The sequence below is a fragment of the Janthinobacterium aestuarii genome, assembly GCF_046113285.1.
Taxonomy (GTDB): Bacteria; Pseudomonadota; Gammaproteobacteria; order Burkholderiales; family Burkholderiaceae_D; genus Janthinobacterium.
Map to the genome: position 1 here is coordinate 4,272,865 of NZ_CP142524.1, position 25,963 is coordinate 4,298,827.

The 25,963-nt window shown below is 63.9% G+C and carries 28 protein-coding genes; 11 read left to right on the top strand and 17 right to left on the bottom strand.

The features are described from left to right. Positions 1-5: 5 nt before the first annotated feature. Positions 6-653 carry a 3'-5' exonuclease gene (locus OX462_RS19070; RefSeq protein ID WP_070313170.1) on the top strand — a complete coding sequence of 216 codons (648 nt, stop codon included), beginning with the start codon at positions 6-8 and terminating at the stop codon, positions 651-653. Between the two features lie 19 nt (positions 654-672). After that, entirely contained in the window at positions 673-1,095 is a 423-nt protein-coding gene (locus tag OX462_RS19075) for an SMI1/KNR4 family protein (RefSeq protein WP_070313169.1), read from the top strand. Between the two features lie 21 nt (positions 1,096-1,116). On the opposite strand, the gene OX462_RS19080 is transcribed toward OX462_RS19075, so the two are convergent. Together OX462_RS19080 and OX462_RS19085 are read right to left on the bottom strand one after the other, a co-directional pair. After that, on the bottom strand, positions 1,117-1,464 hold the full coding sequence (locus OX462_RS19080; protein WP_070291296.1) for a DUF4870 domain-containing protein: 348 nt from the start codon (positions 1,462-1,464) through the stop codon (positions 1,117-1,119). Between the two features lie 89 nt (positions 1,465-1,553). Continuing rightward, positions 1,554-2,975 carry an aminotransferase-like domain-containing protein gene (locus OX462_RS19085; RefSeq protein ID WP_409026813.1) on the bottom strand — a complete coding sequence of 474 codons (1,422 nt, stop codon included), beginning with the start codon at positions 2,973-2,975 and terminating at the stop codon, positions 1,554-1,556. Between the two features lie 152 nt (positions 2,976-3,127). On the opposite strand from OX462_RS19085, the gene OX462_RS19090 reads away from it, so the two are divergent. The 4 genes from OX462_RS19090 to OX462_RS19105 all read left to right on the top strand — a co-directional run bounded on the left by OX462_RS19090 (position 3,128) and on the right by OX462_RS19105 (position 5,897). Then, positions 3,128-3,856 carry a c-type cytochrome gene (locus OX462_RS19090; RefSeq protein WP_409026814.1) on the top strand — a complete coding sequence of 243 codons (729 nt, stop codon included), beginning with the start codon at positions 3,128-3,130 and terminating at the stop codon, positions 3,854-3,856. Then, complete coding sequence (locus OX462_RS19095; RefSeq protein WP_409026815.1) at positions 3,853-5,127, top strand: c-type cytochrome; 1,275 nt, start codon at positions 3,853-3,855, stop codon at positions 5,125-5,127. Before OX462_RS19090 ends, OX462_RS19095 begins: the two co-directional genes overlap by 4 nt. 75 nt (positions 5,128-5,202) lie before the next feature. Further along, positions 5,203-5,484, top strand: coding sequence for a type II toxin-antitoxin system HigB family toxin (locus tag OX462_RS19100; protein ID WP_409026816.1), 282 nt, complete (start codon positions 5,203-5,205; stop codon positions 5,482-5,484). Next, the gene (locus OX462_RS19105; RefSeq protein WP_083287837.1) at positions 5,472-5,897 is read left to right on the top strand and encodes a helix-turn-helix domain-containing protein; all 426 of its coding nucleotides are present in this window, start codon (positions 5,472-5,474) and stop codon (positions 5,895-5,897) included. Before OX462_RS19100 ends, OX462_RS19105 begins: the two co-directional genes overlap by 13 nt. Positions 5,898-5,948: 51 nt before the next feature. On the opposite strand, the gene OX462_RS19110 is transcribed toward OX462_RS19105, so the two are convergent. Then, positions 5,949-6,584 carry a class I SAM-dependent rRNA methyltransferase gene (locus OX462_RS19110; RefSeq protein ID WP_070224987.1) on the bottom strand — a complete coding sequence of 212 codons (636 nt, stop codon included), beginning with the start codon at positions 6,582-6,584 and terminating at the stop codon, positions 5,949-5,951. Between the two features lie 188 nt (positions 6,585-6,772). On the opposite strand from OX462_RS19110, the gene OX462_RS19115 reads away from it, so the two are divergent. Next, positions 6,773-7,558: a head GIN domain-containing protein gene (locus OX462_RS19115; protein ID WP_409026817.1), complete on the top strand. Its 786-nt coding sequence runs from the start codon at positions 6,773-6,775 to the stop codon at positions 7,556-7,558. On the opposite strand, the gene OX462_RS19120 is transcribed toward OX462_RS19115, so the two are convergent. Together OX462_RS19120 and OX462_RS19125 are read right to left on the bottom strand one after the other, a co-directional pair. Next, positions 7,555-8,442, bottom strand: a complete 888-nt coding sequence (locus tag OX462_RS19120) for a dihydrodipicolinate synthase family protein (protein ID WP_409026818.1) — start codon at positions 8,440-8,442, stop codon at positions 7,555-7,557. The genes OX462_RS19115 and OX462_RS19120 overlap by 4 nt on opposite strands. 34 nt (positions 8,443-8,476) lie before the next feature. After that, positions 8,477-9,292, bottom strand: a complete 816-nt coding sequence (locus OX462_RS19125; RefSeq protein ID WP_070291302.1) for an aldolase — start codon at positions 9,290-9,292, stop codon at positions 8,477-8,479. Between the two features lie 141 nt (positions 9,293-9,433). On the opposite strand from OX462_RS19125, the gene OX462_RS19130 reads away from it, so the two are divergent. Then, positions 9,434-9,982, top strand: a complete 549-nt coding sequence (locus OX462_RS19130) for a helix-turn-helix domain-containing protein (RefSeq protein WP_409026819.1) — start codon at positions 9,434-9,436, stop codon at positions 9,980-9,982. Between the two features lie 63 nt (positions 9,983-10,045). On the opposite strand, the gene OX462_RS19135 is transcribed toward OX462_RS19130, so the two are convergent. Together OX462_RS19135 and purU are read right to left on the bottom strand one after the other, a co-directional pair. Continuing rightward, positions 10,046-10,588: a YaeQ family protein gene (locus OX462_RS19135; protein WP_070291303.1), complete on the bottom strand. Its 543-nt coding sequence runs from the start codon at positions 10,586-10,588 to the stop codon at positions 10,046-10,048. Positions 10,589-10,627: 39 nt separating this feature from the next. Continuing rightward, the gene (purU, locus tag OX462_RS19140) at positions 10,628-11,509 is read right to left on the bottom strand and encodes a formyltetrahydrofolate deformylase (RefSeq protein ID WP_070313162.1); all 882 of its coding nucleotides are present in this window, start codon (positions 11,507-11,509) and stop codon (positions 10,628-10,630) included. 345 nt (positions 11,510-11,854) lie between these two features. Between purU and OX462_RS19145 the strand changes: the two genes are divergently transcribed. From OX462_RS19145 to OX462_RS19155, 3 genes are all read left to right on the top strand, one after another. Then, positions 11,855-12,367: a phasin family protein gene (locus tag OX462_RS19145; protein WP_070224980.1), complete on the top strand. Its 513-nt coding sequence runs from the start codon at positions 11,855-11,857 to the stop codon at positions 12,365-12,367. Positions 12,368-12,415: 48 nt separating this feature from the next. After that, positions 12,416-12,799 carry a KGG domain-containing protein gene (locus tag OX462_RS19150; RefSeq protein ID WP_070224979.1) on the top strand — a complete coding sequence of 128 codons (384 nt, stop codon included), beginning with the start codon at positions 12,416-12,418 and terminating at the stop codon, positions 12,797-12,799. A 180-nt stretch (positions 12,800-12,979) separates the two neighbouring features. Beyond that, entirely contained in the window at positions 12,980-13,492 is a 513-nt protein-coding gene (locus tag OX462_RS19155) for a YgjP-like metallopeptidase domain-containing protein (protein ID WP_070224978.1), read from the top strand. 161 nt (positions 13,493-13,653) lie between these two features. Here the strand turns inward: OX462_RS19155 and OX462_RS19160 are convergent, their stop codons facing one another. The 10 genes from OX462_RS19160 to OX462_RS19205 all read right to left on the bottom strand — a co-directional run bounded on the left by OX462_RS19160 (position 13,654) and on the right by OX462_RS19205 (position 25,876). Further along, positions 13,654-14,247, bottom strand: coding sequence for a PEP-CTERM sorting domain-containing protein (locus OX462_RS19160; RefSeq protein ID WP_070224977.1), 594 nt, complete (start codon positions 14,245-14,247; stop codon positions 13,654-13,656). Between the two features lie 348 nt (positions 14,248-14,595). Beyond that, positions 14,596-15,141, bottom strand: coding sequence for an LOG family protein (locus OX462_RS19165; RefSeq protein WP_046682536.1), 546 nt, complete (start codon positions 15,139-15,141; stop codon positions 14,596-14,598). Positions 15,142-15,152: 11 nt separating this feature from the next. Beyond that, entirely contained in the window at positions 15,153-15,926 is a 774-nt protein-coding gene (locus OX462_RS19170) for a tetratricopeptide repeat protein (RefSeq protein ID WP_070224976.1), read from the bottom strand. A gap of 41 nt (positions 15,927-15,967) precedes the next feature. Next, on the bottom strand, positions 15,968-16,639 hold the full coding sequence (locus OX462_RS19175) for a TetR/AcrR family transcriptional regulator (RefSeq protein WP_034758777.1): 672 nt from the start codon (positions 16,637-16,639) through the stop codon (positions 15,968-15,970). Positions 16,640-16,777: 138 nt separating this feature from the next. Next, entirely contained in the window at positions 16,778-17,398 is a 621-nt protein-coding gene (locus OX462_RS19180) for a phasin family protein (RefSeq protein WP_409026820.1), read from the bottom strand. Positions 17,399-17,543: 145 nt separating this feature from the next. Further along, positions 17,544-21,182, bottom strand: a complete 3,639-nt coding sequence (locus OX462_RS19185) for an EAL domain-containing protein (protein ID WP_070224974.1) — start codon at positions 21,180-21,182, stop codon at positions 17,544-17,546. Positions 21,183-21,484: 302 nt separating this feature from the next. Next, positions 21,485-22,441, bottom strand: coding sequence for an esterase/lipase family protein (locus tag OX462_RS19190; protein ID WP_409026821.1), 957 nt, complete (start codon positions 22,439-22,441; stop codon positions 21,485-21,487). Then, positions 22,438-24,072 (bottom strand): GMC family oxidoreductase, encoded by a 1,635-nt coding sequence (locus OX462_RS19195; protein ID WP_409026822.1) that lies wholly within the window; start codon positions 24,070-24,072, stop codon positions 22,438-22,440. The genes OX462_RS19190 and OX462_RS19195 overlap by 4 nt, the downstream gene beginning before the upstream one ends. A 7-nt stretch (positions 24,073-24,079) precedes the next feature. Then, complete coding sequence (locus OX462_RS19200; protein ID WP_409026823.1) at positions 24,080-24,607, bottom strand: hypothetical protein; 528 nt, start codon at positions 24,605-24,607, stop codon at positions 24,080-24,082. Positions 24,608-24,679: 72 nt separating this feature from the next. After that, positions 24,680-25,876, bottom strand: a complete 1,197-nt coding sequence (locus tag OX462_RS19205; RefSeq protein ID WP_409026824.1) for an MFS transporter — start codon at positions 25,874-25,876, stop codon at positions 24,680-24,682. Positions 25,877-25,963: the final 87 nt, after the last annotated feature.

A 25,963-nucleotide genomic window follows, 5' to 3' on the forward strand; every position in this document is an offset into this window, starting at 1 on the left:
GTTTCATGGACACAGCTGCCGTACCGCCACTCCCCCCGTATCAAGGCATCGCCCTCGACCACGTCAAGCTGGTACGTACCAGCGATGATGCACAGGCGGCCATGGCCGCCCTGCTGGCAGCGGACGCCATCGGCTTCGATACGGAGTCGAAGCCTACTTTTGTGAAGGGCGAGTCCTCCACGGGGCCGCATCTGATCCAGCTGGCTACCGACGACATCGCCTACCTGTTCCAGGTGGGCAGCACGCCGGCGCCGGCCCTGGCCGAACTCAAAGCCATCCTCGAATCGACCACCACCCTGAAGGTGGGCTTTGGCCTGTCCGACGACGTCAAGCGCCTGCGCAACAAGCTGGGCATCGCGCCAGCCCAGGTGCTCGACCTGTCCGTCGCCCTGCGCGGCGGCCAGCGCAACGACCTGGGCGCGAAGACGGCCGTGGCCAAATTTTTCGGCCTGCATCTGCAGAAATCGAAAAAGATCTCCACCACCAACTGGGCCACGTCGCGCCTGACGGAAAAGCAGATCCTGTACGCGGCCGACGATGCGCAAGTGGCCCTGCGCGTGTACCGCCGCTGGATCGCCGAAGGCGGCAAGGTGGCGCCGCAAAAAGCGCCGCGCGTCAGCACCCCGCCTGCCCCGCCGCCAGTCGCCGCCTGAGCCGGCGCCTTCCTGCAACATGAGCAAGAACAAGTCCATCGGCACCACGCCTGACGCGATCACCGCCGCCGAACAGGCGCTGGGGCGTGGGCTGCCCGCGTCCTACGTGCAATGGTTATTGGTCAACAATGGCCGCGCGCTGGGCGCCTTGAGCATCTTTCCCGTCTACGACGCGGCCAATGCGCGCAAGACGTGGGAATCGATAGAACGCCATTACCGCACCGATTGGCAAGAGTGGCTCGAGAATACGGATGACGGCGATGCCGCATCCCTGCTGCCCTTTGCCCAGTTCGGCACGGGCGATTACTATTGTTTTGACTATGCGCAAACGGGGCCATCGGGCGAGCCGGTGGTCGTGCTGTGGTCGCACGAAACAGGGACTGCCACCACAGTGGCGCCCGACTTTGCGTCATTCCTGATACTGCCCGGCCGCCCGGGCTGACACCCGGCGGCCGGCGCAGCCTTATTTGACCAGGCGCAAGGTCAGGGGATAGCGGTAAGTGACGCCATTGCTAGCCTTGACGGCAGCGACGATCGAGCACACCAGATTGGCCAGCGCCACGATCCAGAACAGGAACAGGCCGATCAGCACGAACGACAGGATGAAGCAGGCGAAATACCAGATGATCAGGGTGATCTGGAAATTGAGCGCCTCGCGGGCGTTCTCGGCCGAGAATTTATCCGCATCGTCTTTCTTGATCAAGTAAATGATCAGCGGCGCCACCCAGCTGGTGAACAGGCCGCCAACGTGGGACAGAATGGCCAGCGTCGTATCTTGCGTACGACCCAGTTCCGGCTGCGTGTTATCCATTATCATTCCCATCATTCGTTATAGATACTTCAATATAACAGCAATATTTCCTTTTGGAATGAAACACTTGCTGGCGCAAGGACTTTTTTTCACGTGCCGCTTGCCGCCCTCTGCGCCAGCCGCCCCAGGGTGGCGATGGCCTCTTCCAGCTGCGGACTCCACGGGTGGCCATAATTGAGGCGGATGCAGTGGCGAAACGCGCGCGTGGCGGAAAAGATGGGGCCGGGCGCGATGCTGATGCCGGCCGCCAGCGCGCTGCGGTGCAAGGCCAGCGCATCGATGCCCGCCGGCATTTCAACCCAGACGAAATAGCCGCCCTGCGGCCGCGTTACCCGCGTGCCGGGCGGAAAATGCACGGCGATCGCTTGCAGCATGGTGTTTTGCTGCGCCGCCAGGGTCAAGCGCAGCTGGCGCAAATGGCGGTCGTAGCCGCCCTGCGCCAGATAATCGGCCAGCGCCATCTGCAGGGGGATGGGTGCCGACAGGCTCGTCGTCAGTTTCAAGCGCTCGACCTGTCGCGCATAGCGGCCCGCCACGGCCCAGCCCAGCCGGAAACCGGGCGCCAGGGTCTTGGAAAACGAGCTGCAATGCATGACGAGGCCCGCGCTGTCGTGGCTTTTCGTCAGGCCCGGACGCTGCTTGCCGAAATACAGCTCGCCATACACATCATCCTCGATCAGCGGCACGCCATGGCGCGCCAGCAGTTCGACCAGCGCGCGCTTCTTTTTCGGCGGCATCAGGCTGCCCAGGGGGTTCTGGAAACTCGTCATCAGCCAGCACGCCTTGGGCCGGTGGCGTTGCAGCAACTCTTCCAGCGCGGCCAGGTCGACGCCGTCACGGGGGCTGGTGGCAATTTCCACCGCCTTCAGTTCCAGCCGCTGCAGCGCCTGCAGGCAGGCATAGAAGCTGGGCGACTCGATCAGCACCGTGTCGCCGGGCCGCGTGACGGCTTGCAGGCACAGGTTCAGCGCTTCCAGCGCGCCATTCGTGATGACGATGTCGTCGCTGGAAACGGGCACGCCGTCAAGCTGATAGCGCAGGGCGATCTGGCGGCGCAGCTCGGCATTGCCCAAGGACAAATCCGTGACGGTGCTCCACGGGTCGAGGCGGCGCATGCTGGCCGACACGGCCCGCGCCAGCCTTTCCATGGGGAACAGCTGCGGGCTGGGAAAGGCCGAACCGAACGGCACGATATCGCGCGCGCCGACGGCGCCCAGCACCTCGAACACGAGGTCGCTGACGTCGACGGTGGTGCTGGCATCGAGCGGGTGGGAACTGTCCGGCTCGGGGGCCAGCGCGGCGCGCTGCGGCGCCACGTAATAGCCGGAGCGGGGACGCGAGACGATCATGCCGCGCGCTTCGAGCAAATAATACGCCTGGAACACCGTCGACGGGCTGACGCCCCTGCGCGCATGCTGCTGGCGTACGGAGGGCAATTTATCGCCAGGCAGCAACAACTGCGTGGCTATCATGGCGGCGACTTCTTCCGCCAATTCCTCATATCGTTTCAACCCTGCTCCTCAAACTGATCCGTAGTTTTATTGCACAACTGATCCTGTCACAGTGACAGCACCCGGTATATGCTAGGGTAACAACATCCGGGCAGCAACACCGGCACGGCATATCGACCGACGAGACAGGTTATTTCCCCATGCAACTCCCCATGCTACTGCATTCCCCTCCCGTGCTGGTGCTGGCCCTGGCGATCGCCTGGCCCGGCATGGCGCTGGCCGCGCCCGCCGCGCTGCCAGCCGGCCACGACAGCCTGGAACAGCGCATCAAGGCGTGCACGGCCTGCCATGCGCCGAAGGAACGCCACGACGCCTTCTTTCCCCGCATCTCCGGCAAGCCTTCAGGCTACCTGTACAACCAGCTGCTGAACTTTCGCGAGGGACGGCGCCAGTATCCGATGATGAACTATATGGTCGAACACTTGCCCGACGATTACCTGCGCGAAATCGCCGAGTATTTTGCGGCGCAGCACCCTGCACCGCCGCCGGCCCAGCCCAGCGGCGCCGGCACGATGGCCCTGGAGCGCGGCAAGCAGCTGGTGCTGCACGGCGATACCAGTAAAAAGATTCCCGCCTGCATCGCCTGCCATGGCGAGAAGCTGGCCGGCGTGGCGCCCGCCATCCCCGGCTTGCTGGGCTTGCCGCGCGACTATATCAACGCCCAGCTGGGCGCGTGGAAGAACGGCATCCGCCGCGCCCACGCCCCCGACTGCATGGCGCAAGTGGCGCAGCGCCTGTCGGACGCGGACGTGGGCGCCGTCTCGGCCTGGCTGGGCACGCAAGTGGCCAGCGCCGACGCGCGCCCCGCCAGCAGCATCGCCCTGCCCTTGCCCCTGCATTGCGGCGGCGTGCCGGGCTCCGGTGCGCAGGTGGCGCCATGAAAAAATGGATGATCGCGATTGCCGGCGTTGCCATCGTTGCGGCCGGCGCCAGATTCGTACTGTACCCAGACGACGACATGGGCCCGCCCGCCGTTGCCAGCCCCCTGAGCCAGGAACAGCTGGTCGCGCGCGGCGCCTACCTGGCCAAGGCGGGCGATTGCATGGCCTGCCACACGACGCGCGGCGGCGTGCCCTACGCGGGGGGACGGGCCCTGCAGACGCCGTTCGGCAAGGTGCTCTCGCCCAACATCACGGCCGACAAGGAAACGGGCATCGGCAGCTGGACGGCCGACGATTTCTGGCGCGCCATCCACAACGGCAAGTCGAAAGACGGCCGGCTGCTGTATCCGGCCTTTCCCTACACCAGCTACACCAAGGTGCAGCGCGAAGACAGCGACGCCCTGTATGCGTATTTCCAAAGCGTGCCGCCGCACAAGCAGGCGAACGCGCCGCACGCGCTGCGCTTCCCCTACAACCAGCAGATCGCGCTGGCCGCCTGGCGCGCCCTGTATTTCAAACCGGGCGTGTACCAGCCGCTCACAAACAAAAGCATGGAATGGAACCGGGGCGCCTACCTGGTGCAAGGCCTGGGCCACTGCAGCGCCTGCCATAGCAGCCGCACGACCCTGGGCGGCAGCGACGACGGCCTGTCGGGCGGCCTGATCCCCGTGTTGGGCTGGTATGCGCCGTCGCTGACGTCCGACGCGGAAGCGGGCCTGGGCGACTGGGACACGGCGCATATCGTGGAATTGCTGCAAACGGGCGTCTCGCCGCGCGCCACCGTCTTCGGCCCCATGGCGGAGGTCGTGCGGCAAAGCTTGCAGCACATGAGCGGCGCCGACGTGCAGGCGATGGCCGTCTACCTGAAAAGCCTGCCCGGCCCCTCGCAGCACGCGCAACGGGCGCCGCGCGACACGTCGGAGCAAGCCCGGCAGCAACTGGCGCTGGGCGCAAAACTGTATGAAGCGCAGTGCGCAAGCTGCCACCAGGCCGACGGCAAGGGTGTACCGCCCGGCTACCCGCCGCTGGCCGGCAACCGCGCGCTGACGACGGTCTCGGCCGTGAACGCCATCCGCCTCGTGCTGAACGGCGGCTTCGCGCCCGGGACAAAAGGCAACCCGCGTCCCTACGGCATGCCGCCGTTCGGTCCCGTCATGGATGATGCGGAAGTGGCGGCCGTGGTCACGTATCTGCGCGCGTCGTGGGGCAATGATGCGCCGGCGGTGTCGGCGCTGGAGGTAAACAAATACCGCAGCGTGCCGCTGGAATAATGCCGTTTGACGATTATCTCAAATTGAGATAATCTGCGCTCATGATATCGCTTCGTCACGGCATCGCTTCGGCATATGCGCATCGTCGCCAACAAGGCTTTGATCGATTTCGCCAGGAAACATCCCCTGGCGGGCGAGCCCATGCAGGCATGGCGCAAGATCATCGAATCGCGGCCTTTTGCCAATTTCGCCGTGCTGAAGTCGATATTTAACGCCACGGATCGCGTCGGTGATTACTATGTTTTTAATATTGGCGGTAACAAGTACCGGATCATTGCCGCCATTCACTTCAATCGCCAATTGCTGTTCATCCGGGAAGTGTTGACGCACAAGGAGTACGACGCATGGAAACCTTGATGCATCGTGAGATGATTACAGAAATCACTGTCCACTATCAGGCCTTGTCCAAACTGGTCCCTCTGCAGGCGATTCCTGATGCGCCCGCTTATGAACAAGCTGTCAGCGTATTGCATCAGCTATTGGACGCGGGGGCGGCCGATGAAAAACACCCGTTGGCGGGGTTGGTTGACAGTATCGGCCGGTTGATAGCCGATTACGATCAGGAGCATTTCCCGGCTGCCCCTGTTTCGCCTGCGGCCACGCTGCGCCAGTTAATGGAACAACATGCACTGACACAGTCCGACGTACCGGAAGTCGGCACACAAGGCGTCGTCTCTGAAGTGCTCAACGGCAAGCGGGATCTGAATGTGCGGCAAATCAAGGCCCTGGCACAACGATTCGACGTCCCTCCCAGTGTTTTTATTGCGTAATCCAATAAAAAACCGGCTCACGCCGGTTCTTTTCATGTCAAACAGCCGTTCTCAGCGGAACTTGCTCTTGTGCCCCGTTTTGAGGTCCAGCGCATAGCGCACGCCGTTGTCCGTCAGCATGACTTCATCGGGCGGTTCCTCGCCGGCCAAGGCGCCGTCGATCAGGGGCAAGCCTTCGCCCTTGCGCATCAGGTCGTCGCAGCGCTCGTACACGTTGACGCAGCCGGTGGACGCCATCAGCGATTGCACGATGGCCACTTTCCACGCGTCGACGCCGCCGGCGTTGAATTCGCAGATCAGATAGCCCTGCACGCCGCCAAACAGTTGCACCACCAGGCCCGGCAAGCCCTCGTCTTCACCCTTGATCAGGGTCAGCAGCTGGTTCTCGCCCGCTTTCTTGATGGCCGGCAGTTTTTTCTCGATGGCGGCCTTGACGCGGCGCTTGATCAGCGCGTGGTCGACCGGTTCGTCTTCCTTGAAGCTCCAGATGCGCGCGCGGATCTGCGACTTCGAATTGTAGGCGGCGCGGGCGATAAATTGTTTCGAAGAACTCTGCACGATGGCCGTCGAGCCGGGCTTCATTTTTTCCTGCGGCTTGCCTTCGACTTTTTCAATCGCGGACGCGTAAATCCACGATTGGCCCAGCAAGCTCTTTTCCTTGCCCTGTTTGATGGTGATGATCAGCATGTAATTCCAGTAGTGTGAGCGGCGCGTGCCCCTCGTCGTATGTCCAATACCGGCATGATACCTCATGCCATCCTGTCGCATCCTCCTGCATTCCATGCCGCTGCCGGCGCAGTCTGTCGCAACGCGCTACGCAGGCGCAGCAGGCTCGCATACCATGGCTGCAGTCCAATTCAAAACAGGGAGCAAGAATGACACCGACACTTTTCCACCGCCGCCGCGTCAGCGCCGCGACCGCCCTGCTGCTGGCCGCCTGCGCACTGGCCATGCCGGCCGCGCCGGCGCTGGCCTCGCCGCTGGACTGGATTTCCGGCAACAGCATCCAGGGCAGCGGCAAGCTGCAAAAACAGACGCGCGAAGTGGGCAGTTTCCATGGCGTGGCGCTGAACGTGCCGGGCACGGTCGAGCTGCGTATCGGCAACACGGACAGCGTCACCATCGAAGCCGACGACAATATCCTGCCGCTGATCGAGACAGCCGTGGAAAACGGCACCCTGCGCATCCGCCCCGCCAAGCGCAACGCGAATTTCCGCCAGAGCAGCCTGACCATCGTCATCCAGGCGCGCCAGGTGGAGCGCGTCAGCGTGGGCGGCTCGGGCAACATCACGGCAACGGGCTTGTGGGCCGAGAATCTGCGCTTCGACGTGGGCGGTTCCGGCTCCATCAACGCGCGCGAGCTCGACAGCCGCCAGGTGTCCGTGGCCATCGGCGGCAGCGGCAACTTCAAGGCCAGCGGCAAGACCGAGCAGCTGACGGCGTCGATCGGCGGCTCGGGCAATATCCAGGCGGGCAAGCTGGCCGCGCGCGACGTGCAGGTGAGCATCGGCGGCTCGGGCGAAGCGCAGGTATGGGCCAAGGATGACTTGACCATCAGCATCGGCGGTTCGGGCGAAGTGAGCTACTACGGCGACCCGCGCGTCAGCCGCAGCATGCAGCGTTCGAGCACCATCCGCCGGCTGGGCAGCGCGCCGAATTAAGCAGCCAGGCCGGCCAGCACGGCGGCCAGTTCCCCCGTGGCCGCCTCGCCCAGCGGCTGCAGCGGCGCGCGGGGCGTGCCCACATCAAAACCCCGCAGCGCCAGCCCCGCCTTGACGGTGGGCGGCAAGCCCCCTTTCATCAGGCATTGCAGCAATGGCAATTGCTGGAAGAATAATTCACGCGCCCGCGCCAGATCGCCCGCCTGCACGGCCGCATACAGGGCCAGCGGCAAGCCCGCATGCAGGTTGGGCGCAGCCGTGCACCAGCCGCGGGCGCCGGCCGCCAGCGCGGCAAAGGCCAAGGTATTGCTGCCGTTGTAGAACGGCAACTCTCCCCCGCTCAGCTGCGCCAGCCGGTGCATGCGCTGGATGTCGCCCGTGCTTTCCTTGACCATCGTCACATTCGGCACCTCGCGCCAGATGCGCACGATCAGCTCGGGCGACATATCGATGCCGCTGGTGGCCGGATTGTTGTACAGCATGATCGGAATGCCCACAGCGTCGCCGATGCGCGCCACGTGGCGCACGATCTCTTTTTCGCTCAATTTCCAGTACGACACGGGCAAGACCATCACCGCGTCGGCGCCCTGCTTTTCCGCAAAGCGGGCGCGGCGCATGGCGCCCGCCGTGGTCAGGTCGGAAATACCCACCACCGTGGGCACGCGCCTGGCGACGGCGGCCAGCGAGGTGGCGGCGACGGCTTCCCACTCTGCGTCCTGCAGGTATGCGCTCTCGCCCGTGCTGCCCAGCGGGGCGATGCTGTGCACGCCGTCGGCGATCAGGCGCTCGATCAGTTGTTGCAGGCGCGGCAGGTCGACGTCGCCGCCATCGGCCGTGAAGGGGGTGACAGGGTAGGCAATGATGCCGTGAAATGGTGTCTGCATGATGTTGCTTCCTTTTAATCAGTGTGTGTGTGGTTCAGGCCAGGCAGTCGGCGTGCTGGCGCAGGGCGCGCCGCGCGTAATAGGCGAAGGTCACCGTGTCGCGCCGGGCCGTGGAAATCCAGTCGTGCGCCTCGCGCGCCAAGGCCGGGGGCAAGGGCAGGATGGTGCCGGCCGCCATGGCCAGCAATTGCAAACGGGCTGCCCGTTCCATCAGCAAGGCCAGCATGCACGCCTCTTCCACCGTGCGGCCCACCACCAGCTGGCCGTGATGGGCCAGCAGGATGGCGCGCTTGTCGCCCAGGGCGCCGGCGATGATCTCGCCTTCTTCATTTCCTACCGGCACACCCGGCCACGAGGGCAGGAAGGCGCAATCGTCGAACAGAGGGCAGGTATCCATGTGCGACACCTGCAGCGGCTGCTCCAGCATCGACAGCGCCGCCACGTGCGTTGGATGCGTGTGGATGATGCAGGCCACGTCCGGGCGCTGGCGGTAGATCCAGCTGTGGAAACGGTTGGCCGGGTTGGGAATACCCTCGCCGTGCACCACGCGCAGGTCATGGTCGACCTCGAGCAGATTGCTGGCCGTGATTTCATCGAAGCCCAGGCCCAGCTGTTGCGTGTAGAACGTGGCGTCCTGGCCGCCACGGCAGCTGATCTGCCCTGCCAGGCCGGAATCATGTCCGCCATCGAACAGGATGCGGCAGGACAGCGCCAGGGTTTGCCGCGCCGACCAGGCACTGTCCTGCGTGACGCTGGCCAGGCGCCGCTCGGCGATGGCCACCAGTTCGTCTTTCGACAAGGCCAGGCTGGCGCCCGGTGCCGCTGCTTCATACTGAGTATTGTGTTGCATCGTTGATCCTTCACTCATGCTGACTACGCTTCCCGGCATGCACGGCAACAGCCGCGCAACCCAATCCGAGGAAACTAAGTGTATTTTAGGACACTTTGTGTCATGAGGTACAATAGTTTTTTTAAATCGACCGATGCAACCATGGCTATGCGTCTGAAACTGCTGAGAAAACACAAGGGCTGGACCCTGGAACAGCTGGCGGAAAAAAGCGGCTTGACGAAGAGTTACTTGTCCAAGGTGGAGCGGGGCCTGAGCGTGCCCTCAATCGCCGTGGCGCTGAAACTGTCGCACGCGATGCAGGTGGACGTGGAGCAGCTGTTCAGCGACAGCCACCGGCAGGCGGCCGTCACCATCACCCGCGCCGGCGATCCGGCCAGCGCGGGCGCGATGCCGCCGCTGCCGCATTTCGCCAGCATCGCCGCCGGCGTGGCACCGAAGAAAATGCTGCCCTTCATGGTGTATCCGGCGGCCGATTTCGCCGCCTCCGCCTTCAAGGAACATGCGGGCGAGGAATTCCTGTTCGTGCACCAGGGCACGATTGAAATCGAGTTTCCCCAGGAAACCGTGCAGTTGCACACGGGCGACTCCGTGTATTTCAACGCCCTGATTCCGCACCGCACGCGCAGCTTTGGCGCGCAGCAGGCGCAGTTGCTGGTCATCGTCAGCAACGACGAAGACGCGGCCCCGTAAAGCGGCGGCGCAATGCAAAAAGCCCGGAGCGATCCGGGCTTTTTGCATTTCAAACCGTCAACATCAGCGTGCCGGTTTCACCGGTTCGCGGTCGATCAGGACCGTGTTGACGCTGTCGGTCAGCCATATCTGGCCATCCTGGATCGTGCATTGCAGCTGCATGGTGCGCTGCGCCAGCTTGCTCATGTCTTGCGCCGCCTCGGACGGCAAGTTGATCACGGTCAAGTTCTTCGCCCGTTCCAGTTTATTCGCGATCTGCTTCCACCAGATGTGGCTGGTTGCGCCATAGCTGTAGACGATGACCTGTTCCGAACGGCCGCAGGCCTTCAGGATGCGCTTTTCATCCGGCTGGCCCACTTCGATCCACAGCTGGATGGCGCCCGTCAAATCCTTCTGCCACAGGTCGGGCTCTTCCGTATCGAACAGGCCCTTGGTGAAGGTCAGCGCCTCGTCCGCATGGATGGCGAACGCCAGCAGGCGCACCATCATGCGCTCGTCCGTTTCGGACGGGTGGCGCGCCAGGGTCAGCGCATGATCCTGGTAGTAATTGCGGTCCATGTCGGCGATCTGCAGATCGGCTTTGAAAATTGTTGCTTTGAGGGCCATCGTGTTTCTGTCTCGGTAAAGTAAATAGTGAAGTCGGTATCAGCGGAAAACCACGGTCTTGTCGCCATTTTTCAGGATGCGATGCTCGACGAACCATTTCACGGCGCGCGCCAGCACCACGCACTCGACGTCGCGGCCGATGGCCGTCAGCGTTTCCGCATCCATCGCATGGTCGACGCGCTCGACGTCCTGCTCGATGATCGGGCCTTCGTCCAGGTCGCCCGTGACGAAGTGGGCCGTCGCGCCGATCAGCTTGACGCCGCGGTGGTGCGCCTGCGCATACGGCTTGGCGCCCTTGAAGCTGGGCAGGAAGGAGTGGTGGATATTGATGGCGCGGCCGTCGAGCGCCTGGCACAGGCCGGGCGACAGGATCTGCATGTAGCGCGCCAGTACCACCAGGTCGATCTTGTGCGACTCCATCAGCTCGATGATCTTCGCTTCCTGCGCCAGCTTGGCCGCTTCCGGCGCACCGGCCGCCAATGGCAAGTGGTGGAAGGGAATATTGTAGCTGGCCGCCAGCTGGTAGAACTCCATGTGATTCGACACGATGGCGGGAATTTCCACGTTCAGCAAGCCGCTCTTGTAGCGGAACAGCAAATCGTTGAGGCAATGGCCGATCTTCGACACCATCAGCATCACGCGCGGCTTGACGCGCGCATCGTGCAACTGGCCATGGAAGGGGCCATTGCGCTGCATGACTTGCGACAAGTCGGCGAAGTCGCTGCGCAACTGGGCGTCGCTGACGGCGCCGTCTTCCAGCGCGAAATGCACGCGCATGAAGAACAGCTGGGATTCCTGGTCGCCGAACTGGGCGGAATCGAGGATGTTGCAGCCGTGATCGGCCAGGAAGCCGGACACGCGGTGCACGATGCCGCGCTGGTCCAGGCAGGACAGGGTCAGGATGTATTCGGGATGCGTCATGGTCGCGGAAATAGGTAAAAAAGTAAGGCGATGCTCGGCTCAGCCACGCGCGCCGGCCATCGGCTGCGCTGCCGCGAGCCGGCTATTGTCGCACGGCCGGGCCGGTAAGCCGGCATTTTCCACACAAACAGCATGGCTGCCAGCAGCAGCGAGCTAACTGGCGTTCATTTGATCTAACACAAAGCCATCGCGTTTTTGTGCCTGCCAGCTCCCATTCTCGCGCCAAACCGGTAACTGGCGTGGAACCTGGCACGCCATCCGGCGTCTATCTCTTTGCTTGTTTCACCATACGCCGCATCCGGTGCACCGGATGTTTTCTGGATCAGCTTTTCATTGAGGTAGAACATGTTCACAAACAGTATTTTCCCCAGTCTCAGCCCGGCCCTGAAGTCCCATCTCGAGGCCCAGTGCAATTTCGCCACGGAACTATCGCGCAAGATGTTCGATACGGCGCAGCAATTGAGCGAGCTGCATCTGCGGCTGGCGCAGGACTTGCTGCACGAGTGGAGCAACGCCAGCCAGCAACTGCTGGGCGCGCGCGACACGGGCGAGTTCATGTCGCTGGCCGCTGGCCAGTTGCAGCCAAGCAGTAACAAGCTGCACCAATACCAGCAGCAGCTCGGCAATCTCGTCGCCAATGCCAATGTCGAGATGAACCGCACGGCAGAGAACCACCTGCCCGAAACGAGCCGCACGGCCGTGGCCTTCGCTGACGAAGTGGTGCGCAAGACAGCGGAAGAAACGGAAAAAGCCACGCAGCGCCAGCGTGAAATGATCGAAAAAATGCACGCCATAGGCCACCGCGACGGCGCGGGCCGCAGCCACGATAACAGCAGGCAATCCGATCAGGCGCATTGAGCGCCTGCACAGACCACTTGACCCCCACTCGACAGCAAGGAGAGCGACATGGCTAGCAATCAAGGTAATGAACAGGGCAAAGGCACTGGCAGCAGCCAGAAAGCCAGCGAATCGGGCAGCGCCAAAGGCACGAGCAAGCGCGGTTTCGCCGCCATGAATGAGGAACAGCAACGCGAAATTGCCAGCAAGGGCGGCCAGGCAGCCCATCAAAAAGGCACGGCGCATGAATTCGACTCGGAAGAAGCACGCCGTGCCGGGCAGAAAGGCGGTGAAGCCGTCAGCCGCAACCGCGAACACATGGCGGAAATCGGCAGGAAAGGCGGCGAAAGCCGGCAATCGGCCCAGCGCGCCAATGAAAACCGCAGCAGCACGGCGGGGCGCAGCGGCGGCACGGGCCGTCAGGGCGGCAAGGACGAAGACGACAAGGGCTGACCGGGCTGCGGGACTTGCCGGGCCGAGCGAGCGGCTTAGCCCGGCAACGCACGGCTTGGCGCGCGAAGGCACGGGGCGGCCCTGGCAGCTTCGTGCAAGGGGTGGCGCAGCGCGGGGCGCGGCGGTATGGTACATTCTCGCCTTACCGACACCTCCGCGCCACGTCCCGCCCCTCCCCGCATGCAGCCATCCCTGAAATACCTGAGCGCCTATTCCGAACAAACGCAAGCGCAAGTGCAGCAACTGATCGCGCAAGACAAGCTGGGCGAAGTGTTATTAAAACGCTACCCGAACGCGCACGATGTGCGCAACGACAAATCGCTGTACCTATATGTGCAGGACTTGAAGAATGAATTCCTGCGCAATGCCGAGCCGATCAACAAGGTGGCGTTCGACAGCAAGATCCATGTGATCCAGCATGCGCTGGGCTTGCATACCTCGATCTCGCGCGTGCAGGGCGGCAAGCTCAAGGCCAAACATGAAATCCGCGTGGCGACCATGTTCAAGGAAGTGCCGCTGGAATTCCTGCGCATGATCGCTGTGCACGAACTGGCGCACGTCAAGGAAAAGCAGCACGACAAGGCCTTCTACAAGCTGTGCACATATATGGAACCGCAGTACCACCAGTACGAATTCGACGTGCGCCTGTACCTGACCCAGCTCGACCTGTCAGGCCAGCGCCTGTGGTCATGAACTGCTGCGCATGACGGTCTGCGCATGAAGTCCACGTGAAAATGCCGCCCGGCATACACTGGGCGGCATTATTCGAGTGCGCTGGCTAGTCAGCATGGCCGCCCGGTAAAACGGGCGGCTTTTTTACAGGCGCGCCGGCATGGCCGGCACCATGTTCAGGCTCAGGCGGCGTTCTTGCGGCGAAGCATGAAGCCCAGCAGGCCCAAACCGCCCAGCAGCATGCCGTAGGTGGCCGGTTCCGGCACGGCGCTCACGCTGGCGGCGATATTGTCGACCTGGAAGGTATGCAAGGCGCCTTCCTTCCACGTTGCCGACAGCAGATTGCTGAAACCCGTAAACGTGTAGTCGGCGAAGGTGTGGCCGCCGCCGAGGGTGAAGGTCTGGCTCACCGTGCCGCCGCCCACCTGGTGGCCGACGAAGGTCACGTCAAAGGAACCGGGCAAGCTCACGAAGTCGGCCAGGCTGATCGAGCTCAGCGAGAAAGCGCCGCCATCGGCACGGCTCAGGGTAGTCGTCGACAGGAGCGTCGCGCCGAGACCGGCCGAACCGGCGTAGGCGAGGCTATTCTGGTGTGCCGAGCTCAGCAGCCCGAAGCTGCTGTCGAAGTTGTAGCCGCCTTCGGAGTAGGACTTGAACACGGAACCGAAGTAGCCGGGTTGTTCCAGCGGATCGAAGCCGATGATGGTGGTTTGTGCGTGGGCGCCGCCAGCGCTGGCCAGAATGGCGGCGACAGCGGTCGCTCGCAAGAGGGTCATAGGTTTCAAAATAGCATCCTTTCGAGATGATGAAGTAGCGTGGTTATGGCAACTTGAAATGGACCGGCACCTTTTTTTTGGGAGTCTGTACAACGCTCGTCGGTGTCCGATATTCCTAACTTTGAACCATGCCAGTAGACCACAGCCATGCTTAAAAATCATCTTCATTTTCAAAAAAACATGCTATCACTGCAATTTTTTTGCCATATTTTTATTAATTAACTCATCAGGCCCGATCAATTTTCCCATGCGGAAATAAAAAGCCATGCAGTGCGTACTGCATGGCCCTTGCAAGCGACAGGGAAAATAGTTGCCTGGCGGCATACGCACCGCCAGGCGAAAACGGCATTACGGCGCGCACTCCTTCAGGCGCTGCACCAGCGCTGCAGGATCGGCGTCGGCATTGAGGAACGCCGCGTGCTGCGGGCGGATGAAACCCTGCTCCTTGCCGTTTTGCACGAAAGCAATCAAGCCATCATAGAAACGGTCGACATTGAGCAGGCCGATGGGCTTGGCATGCAAGCCCAGCTGGGCCCACGTGAGCATCTCGAACAGTTCTTCCAGGGTGCCATAACCGCCGGGCATGGCGATGAAGGCATCGGACAGGCTGGCCATCATCGCCTTGCGCTCATGCATGTCCTTCACGATGAACTGGCGCGTCAAGCCCATGTGGCCCACTTCGCGTTCCACCAGCTGGGTGGGAATCACGCCCGTTACCTCGCCGCCCAGGCGCAGCACTTCATCGGCAATCACGCCCATCAGGCCCACTTTTCCGCCGCCATACACGAGCGAAATATTTTCCGCCACCAGCACGCGCGCCAGTTCGCGCGCCGCCACGGCATAGTCCGGCGAGACGCCCGCGTTGGCGCCACAGTACACACATAAAGCCTTGATCACAGTCGTCCCTACCCTTTCAATTCATCGATCGCCGCCTCGACTTCGAGACGTTCCTTGGCGTCCAGTGCCACGCACTCGGCCGCCTTTTCATACAAGGCCAGCGCTTCCGCCAGCTTTTTCTTTCCATCGAGCATATTCAATGCGCGCGCATATTCGCTGTGCGCGAGCGCCGAATACGGCGTCAGGGCCAGCGCCGTCTTGAAGTGCTGGTAGCCATCTTCCTTGTTGGCGCCATAGGTCAGCCCTCCTATCATGACGCCGACCTTGTCGATAATTTCCGTATGATAAATCCCAAACGCGATATGCGCTTCCGCATGCATGGGCGCGATCGTCATCGTGCGGTCCAGGCTGTTGCGCACGCGCGCCCCCATGCCCTGCGCCAGCGCCTTGACGACGGAAGTGCCGAGCGCGTAGCGGCCCAGACTGTAGGCATGCCAGTAGTAGCCGGCCGGATTGTCCGGCTGCTCGCTCTGCTGGCGCTCGCAGCGCTCGGCCACTTCCTCGTACATGTCGAGTTTCTGGCTGTCGTTGCCTTCCAGGTGCGTGGCGTAGATGCAGGTGGCCTTGTGCGCCACCGCATAACCGGGCACGCCGACGGCCAGGCCCAGCTTCACGGCGCGCTCGAAGTCGCCCGCATGGAAGGCCAGCCAGGCTTGCACCAGCGCAGGGTGCGTGGGAAACGGTTCCACGTCGCCCGCATGCAGGCGCGACCAGGCCGCTTCCAGGGTTTGCGGGGTGTAGACATATGCTGCGTCCGGATAGGGAAATTGTTTCCAAGCCATATATCTCTCCTGTAATTGACGACGTGGCGCCAACAGCCGCATCAGTCGTTCTTGAGTTTGGTCACATACTCTTCCGACAGCTTGCGAAACAGCAAATGCGTTTCATTGCGCAAATAGGGTCCGATCAGGGACAGCACCTGGTAGCAGCCGCGCGCCAGCGCATCGGACATCGATTGCTGCTCGCTGTACTTGCGCGGATTGCGCACGTATTCGTACGACAGCCAGTAGGTGGCGACGACCACCATATTCGTCGCCATGGCGGCCACTTCCATGTCCGACGCCTCGAGCGACTGTTCGCTGCGCAAATCTTCGCACAGCTGCGTGGCCACCTTGATCTTGTGCGCCAGGATCAGTTTGAAGTGCAATTCCAGCTTGCGGTTGCGCGACAACAAATCGTTGAGGTCGCGGTAGAAAAAGCGGTAGCGCCAGATCAGTTCGAACATCAGGTGCAGGTACAGCCAGACATCCTCGATATTCGAGCGGCGCCCGTCGGGCACGGTCAGGATGCGTTCGATTTCCGCCTCGAACTGGACGAAGATCGAGTTGACGATGTCGTCCTTGTTACGGAAGTGGTAATACAGGTTTCCCGGCGAAATATTCATCTCTTCCGCAATCACGGTCGTCGTGATATTCGGCTCACCAAACTCATTGAACAGGCGCAGCGACAACTCCAGGATGCGTTCGCGGGTACGGCGTGGTGCTTTTTGTAGCATGGCGGGCAATCTCTCTGTGTTCTGCCTCAAGCATACCACCTAAGATAGCCGTAATGAAACACCGCGCCCCACGGCGGCGGCGAATAAGGCAGGCAAAAAAAAGCCTGCGCGAGCAGGCTGGAGGAATGCTGCGCCAGCTCAGGCCGGCGATGCTTTTTTCTTCGCCGCCGGCCTGACGGCTGGCTTGCTGGCGGCTGGCTTGGTCACGGGCTTGGTCACGGACTTGGCGGCGGTGCGCGGCACCGCCTTGGCTGTCGTCTTGGCCGCCGGCTTGGCCGGGGCCTTGGCGGCGGCCGCCTTCGGTGCCGTTTTCGGCGCCGTCTTCGCGGCAGGCTTGACAACGGCCTTCGGCTTGCCCGCCGGCGCGGCCTTGCCCGACAGGGCCGCTACCTGCACGCTCAAGGCATCGATCTTGGCGTGCAGCGCGGCAATGTCGTTTTGCATGGGCACGCCGATGGTGGCCAGGGCCCGCGCCACACGCTCCTCAAACACCTGTTCCAGCTTGTCCCAGGAACCGCTGGCCTGCTTGCCCACACCATCGGCCAGCTTGCTGACGCTGCCGCTGACATCGGCCACCTTGTCTTCGGCGCGCTTCTGGAATTCCGTGCCCTCCTTGACCAGCTTGGAAAACACGCGTCCGCCCTCTTCCTGCGCCTTGGCGAAGGCGCCCAGACCCGCTTGCCAGATCTGCTGCGCCGACGAGCGCACGGCGCTCGCCAATTCCGTGTCTTCCGCCAGTTCCTTCAATTTCTTTACCATCGCCCGCTCCCGTCATGTGAAAGGCCATGCCACTACATGGATGTTTTTATTCTAGAGAGCAAAACTAGAGACGGGAGTCTAATTCGATAGCGAGCTGCGCCCCAAGGTGCGCCAGCGCACGCGGCGGCCGGTCGCTTGCGAGCGCCTAAGCCGCCGCTTTCACGGGGCCATGCAGCAGCTTGTGCAAGCGAAAGCCTTCGCGGATATTCTCGCGCAGCACGGCGCCTTTCCACGGCTTGGTGTAGAAGCGGTCGACGGCGCCGCGGTTGATGGCCGCCATGATGGGCGTCAGGTCGGCAAAGGCCGACAGCATGATGCGGAAGGTGTCGGGGCACAGGTGCTTGACCCGCTCCATGAATTCGGTGCCGCTCATGAGCGGCATGCACTGGTCGCACAGGATCACCTGCACCTTGTGGCGCGCCAGGATGTCGAAGCCCTCGGCGGCCGTCTGCGCCGTCAGGATGCGGTAGCCGTCCTGCGCCAGGAAGTCGCTGAGCACGTCGAGCATGAAGACATCGTCGTCGACGATCAGCAAGGTTTGCTGCTCTTCGCTGCCATCATCCTGCGGCGCCTGCAGCAGCTTGCCCCCCATCAGCATCTGCTCGAATTCTTCCTGCGGCACAGGGCGGCTGAAATAATAGCCCTGCATCTCGTCGCAGCCGTGGCGCCGCAAATAAGCCAGCTGCGCATCGTTTTCCACGCCTTCGGCAATCACCTCCAGTTTCATGCTGTGCGCCATGCTGATGATGGCCAGCACGATGGCCGCGTCGTCCGGATTGCTCGTCACTTCGCGCACGAAGGCGATGTCGATCTTCAGCTTGTCGATGGGGAAGCGCTTCAGGTAGGCCAGGCTGGAATAGCCGGTGCCGAAATCGTCGATGGAAATCTGGATGCCCAGCGCCTTCAGGTTGCGCAGCACGGAGATGGTCTCCTCGGCGTTCGACATCAGCGAGCTTTCCGTCAGCTCCAGTTCCAGCAGGTCGGGCGCGATATCGTACTTGCGGATGGCCTTGAGCACCTCCTCTTCCAGGCCCCCGACGAAGAACTGGATGCCCGACACGTTCACCGACAGGTGCACGGGGCCGATGCTGCTGGCGCCCCACTCGCTGATCTTCTTGCACGCCTCGTCGAGCACCCAGTTACCGACGCGCACGATGAGGCCCGTTTCTTCCAGCAGGGGGATGAACAGGGCCGGCGAGACCATGCCGTGGCCCGGACGGCGCCAGCGGATCAGCGCTTCGGCGCCGCTGATGCGCCCCGAGATGATATTCACCTTGGGCTGGAAGAACAGCACGAATTCCTCGTTGTCGATGGCGCGCCGCAAGGCATTTTCCATGTCCAGCCGCGCCATCGATTGCGCATTCATTTCCGCCGTGAAGAAGCGGAAGGCGTCGCGCCCCGCTTCCTTGGCGCGGTACATGGCCGTGTCGGCGTATTGAATCAGGGTGTCCGCATCGACCGCATCCTCGGGGAACACGGAAATGCCGATGCTGACCGTCACCGTCACCTCGTGGCCCTGCAAGTCGAAGGGCTTGCGCATCGCCTCACGGATCTTGTCGACCACGCCCACGGCATGCTGGGCGCCTTCGGGCAGCACCAGGATGGTGGCAAATTCATCGCCGCCAAAGCGGCCGATGGTGTCGCGCACGCGCAGGCAATCGACGAGGCGGCTGGAAAACTGCCGCAGCAGGTCGTCGCCGATGGTGTGGCCCAGGGTATCGTTGATATTCTTGAAGCGGTCGACATCCATGAACAGCACGGCCACGGCCCACTGGTGTTCGGCCGCCTGGGACAGCGAATGGGTCAGCGAAGCATAAAACTGGCTGCGGTTCGGCAAACCCGTCAAGGTATCGAAATGGGCCAGCTTCATCAAACGCTGCTCGGCATCCTTGCGCTCGGTGATGTCGCGCGCCACGGCCACCAGGATCCAGCTCTGCCCCGAGCGCAGGGTGCGCCGCTGCACTTCCACCGACAGCGGCGAGCCGTCCTTGCGCTGCAGCTGCAATTCCGTCATGGGGCCGCCCTGGTCGCCGGCCAGCAGCTTGTTGTACAGCTCTTCGAGCTGGGATTCGCCTTCGTGCGCGCGGCCCGGCCCCACGCGCAGGAAATCCTCGCGCTCGAAACCGAGCATGCGGCAAGCCGTCTGGTTGACGTCGACGAAGCACATGCCGGCGCGGTCGACGAGGAAAATCGCGTCGGCCGTGGCATCCATCGCCAGGCGGAAGCGGCGCAAGTCTTCATCGAGGCGGATGCGCGCCGCCATGTCCAGTGTCAGCTGCTCGTGATGGCGCTTGATCTCGTCGTACAGCAGCAGATTGTCGTAGGCGACGGCGATCTGCGCCGCCACCGTCGCGGCGACGCGCTCGTCGACTTCGGAAAATTCATTCGCCCCCAGCTTGTCGACCAGGTACAGCCAGCCGTGGCTGCGTTCGCGCGAAGCGATGGCCACGCCCAGGAAGGAATGCACGGGCGGGTGCGTGTCGGGCAAGCCGAGCGCGCCGGGATCGCCCTTCAAGCCATTGACCCGGTAGGGCTGGCGCTGTTCCAGCAAGCGGTTCAGGATGCCCGTGCGCGGCGCGCTGGCGATGCGCTCGAGGTTTTTCTCGGCGCCGCACGAGGAAAAATAGCTGAGCTTTTCGGCGCCCTCTTCCAGCACGCCGATGCAGGCGTACTTGGAGACGCAGATATTCTGCGCCACCTTGCAGCCCGCCTCGATCAGGGCGCGCGGATCGCGTTCGGCGCCCAGCTCGATGCCGAGTTCGATCAGGGCCGTCAGGCGCAGGCTCACCGCCTGCAGGCTCGACAGCGAGCGCGACAGGCGCTCCGTCATGACGCCCAGGTCTTCGGGAAGCGCGGCCTGGCCCTCGCGCTGGCTGGCCAGCTGCGAAATCTGCTGGCTGCTCGATTCGAGTTCGTCGAGGTAGCCGCTGACCTGATGCTCGATGCCGGCCAGCTTGCCCGTGACGGGAAGCGCCGCCCCGCCGCCCGCGCCGGGCCCCGCCGCCATCTGGGCCGCCGCCGGCATCAGCCCCAGCGCCTCGTTGACGGTGCGCACGATAACCTCGGGATCGGACGGCTTGGGCAGCACCCAGCGCACGCCGCATGCCTGCGCCAGCAGGATCGCTTCCTGCTCGCGGTAGGTGGCCGTATAAAAGATGATGGGCACGTCGGTCAGCGCGGGATCGGCGTGCACGCGCGTGACGAATTCGTAGCCGTCCATGTTCGGCATGAGGATGTCGGAGATGATCAGGTCCGGCCGCTCGGTGCGCAGGATTTCCAGCGCGTCGGCGCCATTGGCCGCCTCCAGCAGGCGGTGGCCGCCGTAGCCCAGCAGAGCGGTGAGGAATTCGCGGTTCAGCACATGATCATCGACGATCAGGATGGTGGCTATGTCGTTTTTAACTGGCGTCGACGGCGCCCCGGGTAAAAAAGACTCCAGCTCCGCCACGAACAGGTCGGGTTCGATCGGCTTGCCGATGTAGCCATTGAAGCCCGCTTCGAGCAGGCGTTCGCGGTCGCCCACCATGGCCAGCGCCGTCACGGCCAAGGCAGGAATCTTGCGCAGCAGCGGGTCTTTCTTCAGCTCCGCCACGACGCCATAGCCATCGAGCTTGGGCAAATGCACGTCGCAAATGATCAGGTCGGGCAATTCGCTGCGCGCCATGCGCACGCCCTCTTCACCGTCATAGGCGGCCAGCGGCGTGTACCCGAAGGCACGCAGCAAATACACCATCAATTCCATATTGGTGGCGTTATCTTCGATAATCAGTATACGTGCGGACAATTAGCGCCCCCAATAAAAACTGCATGGACTCATTTTCTGCCTGCGTTCAACTTTCCGCTTGCGCGGCCACCATAACAATCCTACAACATCTTGCCATATATCGAGAGAAATAGGTGGCCGTCGTCAGGCTGCGGAACGGGGCAAGCGGCCTCAAGAACAAATTTCCACCGCCTGTCTTCCGATGCTAGCTTAATACAGTACGCCAGTGGAAAACAGCATTATCTGCCCCTTGCGTTGTTAAACAGGGGCAACAGCAGAGTCAAAACAGACAGTCTTGCCATGCAGACAAAACACAACAGGACTCAGGCGAAATGGGGGGCCGAAGGGGGCTCCGTGACTTCGTTCTTGATAGTGATTTCTGCCAGCAGCTGGCGCAGCACGCGCGCGTCGCTGGCCAGCGCCACGTGGCCGATGCCGCCAAAGGCGAGATTGCGCGCGCCCGGCAACTGCGCGGACGCTTGCGGCGCGACGATATTGTCGTGATGCGAATACATCGACGTGATCAGCGCGCGCAGCGCCGGCGTCTCGCTGGCGGCCAGCTGCGCCAGCCAGCCGCTGGGCGCATCGTCGATGCGGCTCATCTGCCGCGCATTCGTCCCCGCCGCCAGGTTGGCCAGCGCCGTGCCGTGGTGCGGCGTGCCGATGGTGAGGATGCGCGCCACGCGGGCCGCGCCGTAACGGCGCAGCCAGGCGCGCGCCACCAGGCCGCCCATGCTGTGGGCGACGATAATGACGCGGTCGCTGCCCGTGCGCGCGCACAACGCCTCGATCGCTTGCTCGACCTGCGGCACGAAGTCTTCGATGTCGGCGCCTATCGGCTCCAGGTCGACGCCGTCGTGCGCGATGCCGGCGCGCGCCAGCTGCCGGCTCAGCTGCGTCCAGTAGCCGCGGTTGCACACATAGCCGTGCACCAGCAGCACCGGCAGACCCTGGCCAGCGACGTTGTCGGCCGCATGCAGGCGCGGACGCAGCATGTCCCACGACGAGGACCGCAGGGTGGCGCGCAGCTCGCCGAAAAACAGGCGCGCGGCGCCCCCGGCACCCAACTGATATTGCTCTGGTACGGGGCTGCCCAGGCGCCGGCTCTGCCAGAAATTGCGCGCCACGATGAGCGTGCGCACGGCCAGCAGCATGGCGCCCGCCAGCAGCAGGGCCATGGCGGGCGAGGCGACGCCCCACGCGTGCATGGCCAGGTACGCAAAGCCCAGCACGGCCAGCACCTGCAGCAGCATCAGCCACTTGAGGATGCGCGCGATCATGCAGCGCCTGCAAGAGGAACGGGCGCCGGCTTGCCCGTTAATTGCTGCGCCAGCCCGCTGGCCAGGCGCGCGGCCAGCGCATAGATCGTCAGTTGCGGATTGGCGCCTATCGACGTGGGAAACAGCGAGCCGTCGTGCACGGACAGGTTGCGCACGCCGTGGTAGCGGCCGTCGGCGCCCGTCACGCCCAGGCGCGCATCGTCCGACATGGCGCAGCCGCCCATCACGTGGGCCGATACCACGCGCGCCAGCAGCGCCTGCATCGGCAAATCGCCGATGGCCCGCTTCGCCTGCGTCCAGCTCGTGTAGTGGCTGGCCATCTCGTGCACGGGATACACGGTCCTGGCGCCGGCGGCGAACTGGATTTCCGCCATCGACAGCAGCGCGCGCCGCACGCCATCCCAGATGAACGGCGTGAGCGGATAGTCGAGCACGGGCGCGCCGAAGCTGTCGATGGAGACGCTGCCGCCGACGGCCTCATGGTGAAAGCCGTCGCGCAGCAGCGCCAGCAAGGCGTGCGCATGGGGGAAGTCGCGCATGGTGCGCGCATGCTCGTCGCCGAAGCCACCCATGGTGGTGGCCATCAGCAGCGGGTGCAAAGGCGGCGCTTCGAGCTTGTAGCCGATGGGGCCGTCGATGGGCGCCGTGTGCAGGAAATGGTCGGAATAAATCGTCTGCGGCGCGCCCGCGTAGGCGTCGACGCGCTGCGGGAACAGGCCCGCCGACACCACGGTCGGATGCAGGAAAGTGCGCCGGCCCAGCAAGCCGTGCGGGTCGGGCGCCTGCGAGCGCAGCAGCAGGGCCGGCGAATTGATGGCGCCGCCGGCCAGCACAAAATGTTTCGCGCGCAGCGTCAGGCGCACGCCCGTGGGTACTTGCCCGGCCGCGTCCAGCGCAGTGACTTGCAGGCTGTCGATGCGCTCGCCCTTGAAGCTGAAACGCTCGGCGCGCGCATGCACGAGCAACCCCGCGCCCAGCGCCAGCGCCGACGGAATCGTCGTCACCAGCATCGACTGCTTGGCGTTGGTCGGGCAGCCCATGCCGCAGTAGCCGAGGTTCCAGCAGCCGTTCACGTTGCGCCGGATGGCGGCCGTCGGAATCCCCAGCGCCGCGGCGCCACGGCGCAATAAGTCGTTGTTTTCATTGGGCGGCGCGGCCCAGTCGCTCACGTGCAGGCGTTTTTCCATCATGGCGAACCACGGTGCCATGGCGTCCACCGAATAGCCGGACAAGCCGAAATGCCGGCGCCAGTATTCGAGCGTGCCGGACGGCGTGCGAAAACTCGAAGTCCAGTTGACGGTGGTCGAACCGCCCACCGTGCGCCCCTGCAGGATATTGATCGCCTTGTCGCGCGTCTTGCGCGCGGCCGATTCCTGGTACAGCGCGGGATAGGCCTGCGCTTCGCGCATCTTGAAGTCCTTCGAGGACTTCAAGCCGCCCTCTTCAACGATCAAGACTTTCAAGCCGGCCAGCGCGAGGATTTCCGCCGTCACGCCGCCGCCGGCGCCGCTGCCGATGACGACGACGTCCGCCTCGAAGGTACGGTCGGTGCCAAGGGTGCTGGCGTCGGTGACGTTCCAGCCTGCCGCAATGCCGGCGGCGATGGGATCAGGAATGGTGGATGTGCTCATGGATGCCTTATGCGCTCAGTTCGGGCAGCGGCCCCGGATAGCCGATGGCGGCCCAGTGGGCGGCATCGGCGTACCAGGCGCCGAGGATCAGGTCATGCAGGGCCAGGTAGGCCGTCTGCAGGGTGGCCAGGCGGTGCATGCGCCACGCCTGCAGAAAGGCGGCCACCTGGGCCGGATCGGCTGCGTGCCAGCCACCTGTTACACCTGCGACGAAGCGCCGCGCGGGCGCCAGCGCCAGCAAGCCAAACAAATCCTGCACTTCCTGCTGCGCCGCCAAGGGCAAGCCATGGATGGCCGTGTCCACGCCGGCGATGGCGCCATCGAGCGCCGCGGCCCGCGCGGGGGCTTCCTGCGGCAGCGCGCTGCCCAGCATGGCCGGCACGATGGCCGCCAGCGCCGCGCGCGCTTCGCCGTCGAGCACGAAACGGCCAGGAGGCGCCGGCCCGCGCACCAGGCGGTAGGCGGCGCCGCCGGCGGCCAGCGCACAGGCGCCCAACACGCCCAGTTTCAAGAACGATCTGCGTCGCATTCCCATGTCTCCCCTTGTTTTGACCCGCCTTTTGCAGGCCAGTGTACGCCAAAGGAAGTGCGCTTCCGCGCGCAAAAACTAGAGCGAGCCGTCTAGTTTGCGCGACTGTAACCACAGCGGCAGCATGGCCAGCAGCGCCGCCAGCGCGCCGCCGACGGCGATGCCTGGCAAGCCGAAGGCGACGATCAGCACACCGCCCAGCGCCCCGCCGGCAGCCGTGCCCGCATTGAAGGCGGCGATATTCAGGCCCGCCGCCACCGCATCGCTGCCCGGGCAATGCTGCTGCGCCAGGCGCAGCAGCCGCATGGTCGACAGGGTGACGAGGGCAAAGAACAGCAAGCCCAGGGTGCCGCACAGGGCCAGCATGGCCAGGGGATGCGTGCGCAGCGCATAAAACCCCAGCAGGTTGAGCGCCAGTGCGGCCAGGGCCAGCACGGTGCAGCGCAGGGCGTGGGGACGGTCCGCGCACCAGCCGCCCAGCAGGTTGCCGCCGATGGCGCACGCGCCAAAGCACAGCATGGCGGCACTGAGCCAGCCCGCATCGAGCCCGCCCAGCTGCAGCAGGAACGGCGAGACATACGTGAAAAAGCTGAAGGTGGCCACGCTGACCAGCGCCGCCACGCCGGCCGCCAGCAGCAGGGACGGCTGCAGGATGGCGCGCAGGCTGGCCAGGGCCGAGGTGGCGGCGGCCGGCTGGCGCGCGGCGGGCATGGCGCAGCGCAAGCCGGCGCCGCCGCACAGGGCCAGCACGCCGATGGTGAAAAAGACCCAGCGCCACGACGAGACGGCGCCCAGCCACGTCCCCAGCGGCACGCCGCCCGCCAGCGCCAGGGTCAGGCCCAGCCAGACGATGGACAGCGCCCGTCCCGCGCGGGACGGGTCGACCAGGCTGGTGGCCGCATGCGAGGCGACGGCCATGAACACGCCATGCGCGAGGCCGACGGCAAAGCGCACACCGAGCAGCGCACCCAGCGCCGGCGCGGCCGCCATGGCCATGCTGCCGGCCGCCAGCACGAGCATGGTGGCCACCAGCACCTGGCGCACGGGCCGGCGCGCCAGCAGGGCCGTCAGGATGGGCGCGCCGATGGCCGCCCCCAGCGCATACGTGGCGATGGCGCCGCCGGCCGCCGCCACGCTCGCGTGCAGGTCGCGCGCCATGGGGGTCAACAGGCCGGCGGCGATGAATTCAGACAAGCCGAAGGCGAAGCTGCACAGGGAAAGAAGATAAATGGAAGATGGCAGCGTGGCGGACGGCAGCACTGTGCGTGAGGACATGGTAGACATGACAGCTCCTGACAATCAAAAACGCCATGCTGGCCCCTGCACCACCATCTGTAAAATATCTTATTTATCTTGAAACGA

Coding starts and splice junctions, on each gene's coding strand:
- OX462_RS19070 (WP_070313170.1), top strand. CDS start 6: ATGGACACAGCTGCCGTACCGCCACTCCCCCCGTATCAAGGCATCGCC.
- OX462_RS19075 (WP_070313169.1), top strand. CDS start 673: ATGAGCAAGAACAAGTCCATCGGCACCACGCCTGACGCGATCACCGCC.
- OX462_RS19080 (WP_070291296.1), bottom strand. CDS start 1,464: ATGGATAACACGCAGCCGGAACTGGGTCGTACGCAAGATACGACGCTG.
- OX462_RS19090 (WP_409026814.1), top strand. CDS start 3,128: ATGCTACTGCATTCCCCTCCCGTGCTGGTGCTGGCCCTGGCGATCGCC.
- OX462_RS19095 (WP_409026815.1), top strand. CDS start 3,853: ATGAAAAAATGGATGATCGCGATTGCCGGCGTTGCCATCGTTGCGGCC.
- OX462_RS19100 (WP_409026816.1), top strand. CDS start 5,203: ATGCGCATCGTCGCCAACAAGGCTTTGATCGATTTCGCCAGGAAACAT.
- OX462_RS19105 (WP_083287837.1), top strand. CDS start 5,472: ATGGAAACCTTGATGCATCGTGAGATGATTACAGAAATCACTGTCCAC.
- OX462_RS19110 (WP_070224987.1), bottom strand. CDS start 6,584: ATGCTGATCATCACCATCAAACAGGGCAAGGAAAAGAGCTTGCTGGGC.
- OX462_RS19115 (WP_409026817.1), top strand. CDS start 6,773: ATGACACCGACACTTTTCCACCGCCGCCGCGTCAGCGCCGCGACCGCC.
- OX462_RS19120 (WP_409026818.1), bottom strand. CDS start 8,442: ATGCAGACACCATTTCACGGCATCATTGCCTACCCTGTCACCCCCTTC.
- OX462_RS19125 (WP_070291302.1), bottom strand. CDS start 9,292: ATGCAACACAATACTCAGTATGAAGCAGCGGCACCGGGCGCCAGCCTG.
- OX462_RS19130 (WP_409026819.1), top strand. CDS start 9,434: ATGGCTATGCGTCTGAAACTGCTGAGAAAACACAAGGGCTGGACCCTG.
- OX462_RS19135 (WP_070291303.1), bottom strand. CDS start 10,588: ATGGCCCTCAAAGCAACAATTTTCAAAGCCGATCTGCAGATCGCCGAC.
- purU (WP_070313162.1), bottom strand. CDS start 11,509: ATGACGCATCCCGAATACATCCTGACCCTGTCCTGCCTGGACCAGCGC.
- OX462_RS19145 (WP_070224980.1), top strand. CDS start 11,855: ATGTTCACAAACAGTATTTTCCCCAGTCTCAGCCCGGCCCTGAAGTCC.
- OX462_RS19150 (WP_070224979.1), top strand. CDS start 12,416: ATGGCTAGCAATCAAGGTAATGAACAGGGCAAAGGCACTGGCAGCAGC.
- OX462_RS19155 (WP_070224978.1), top strand. CDS start 12,980: ATGCAGCCATCCCTGAAATACCTGAGCGCCTATTCCGAACAAACGCAA.
- OX462_RS19160 (WP_070224977.1), bottom strand. CDS start 14,247: ATGACCCTCTTGCGAGCGACCGCTGTCGCCGCCATTCTGGCCAGCGCT.
- OX462_RS19170 (WP_070224976.1), bottom strand. CDS start 15,926: ATGGCTTGGAAACAATTTCCCTATCCGGACGCAGCATATGTCTACACC.
- OX462_RS19175 (WP_034758777.1), bottom strand. CDS start 16,639: ATGCTACAAAAAGCACCACGCCGTACCCGCGAACGCATCCTGGAGTTG.
- OX462_RS19180 (WP_409026820.1), bottom strand. CDS start 17,398: ATGGTAAAGAAATTGAAGGAACTGGCGGAAGACACGGAATTGGCGAGC.
- OX462_RS19190 (WP_409026821.1), bottom strand. CDS start 22,441: ATGATCGCGCGCATCCTCAAGTGGCTGATGCTGCTGCAGGTGCTGGCC.
- OX462_RS19195 (WP_409026822.1), bottom strand. CDS start 24,072: ATGAGCACATCCACCATTCCTGATCCCATCGCCGCCGGCATTGCGGCA.
- OX462_RS19200 (WP_409026823.1), bottom strand. CDS start 24,607: ATGGGAATGCGACGCAGATCGTTCTTGAAACTGGGCGTGTTGGGCGCC.
- OX462_RS19205 (WP_409026824.1), bottom strand. CDS start 25,876: ATGTCCTCACGCACAGTGCTGCCGTCCGCCACGCTGCCATCTTCCATT.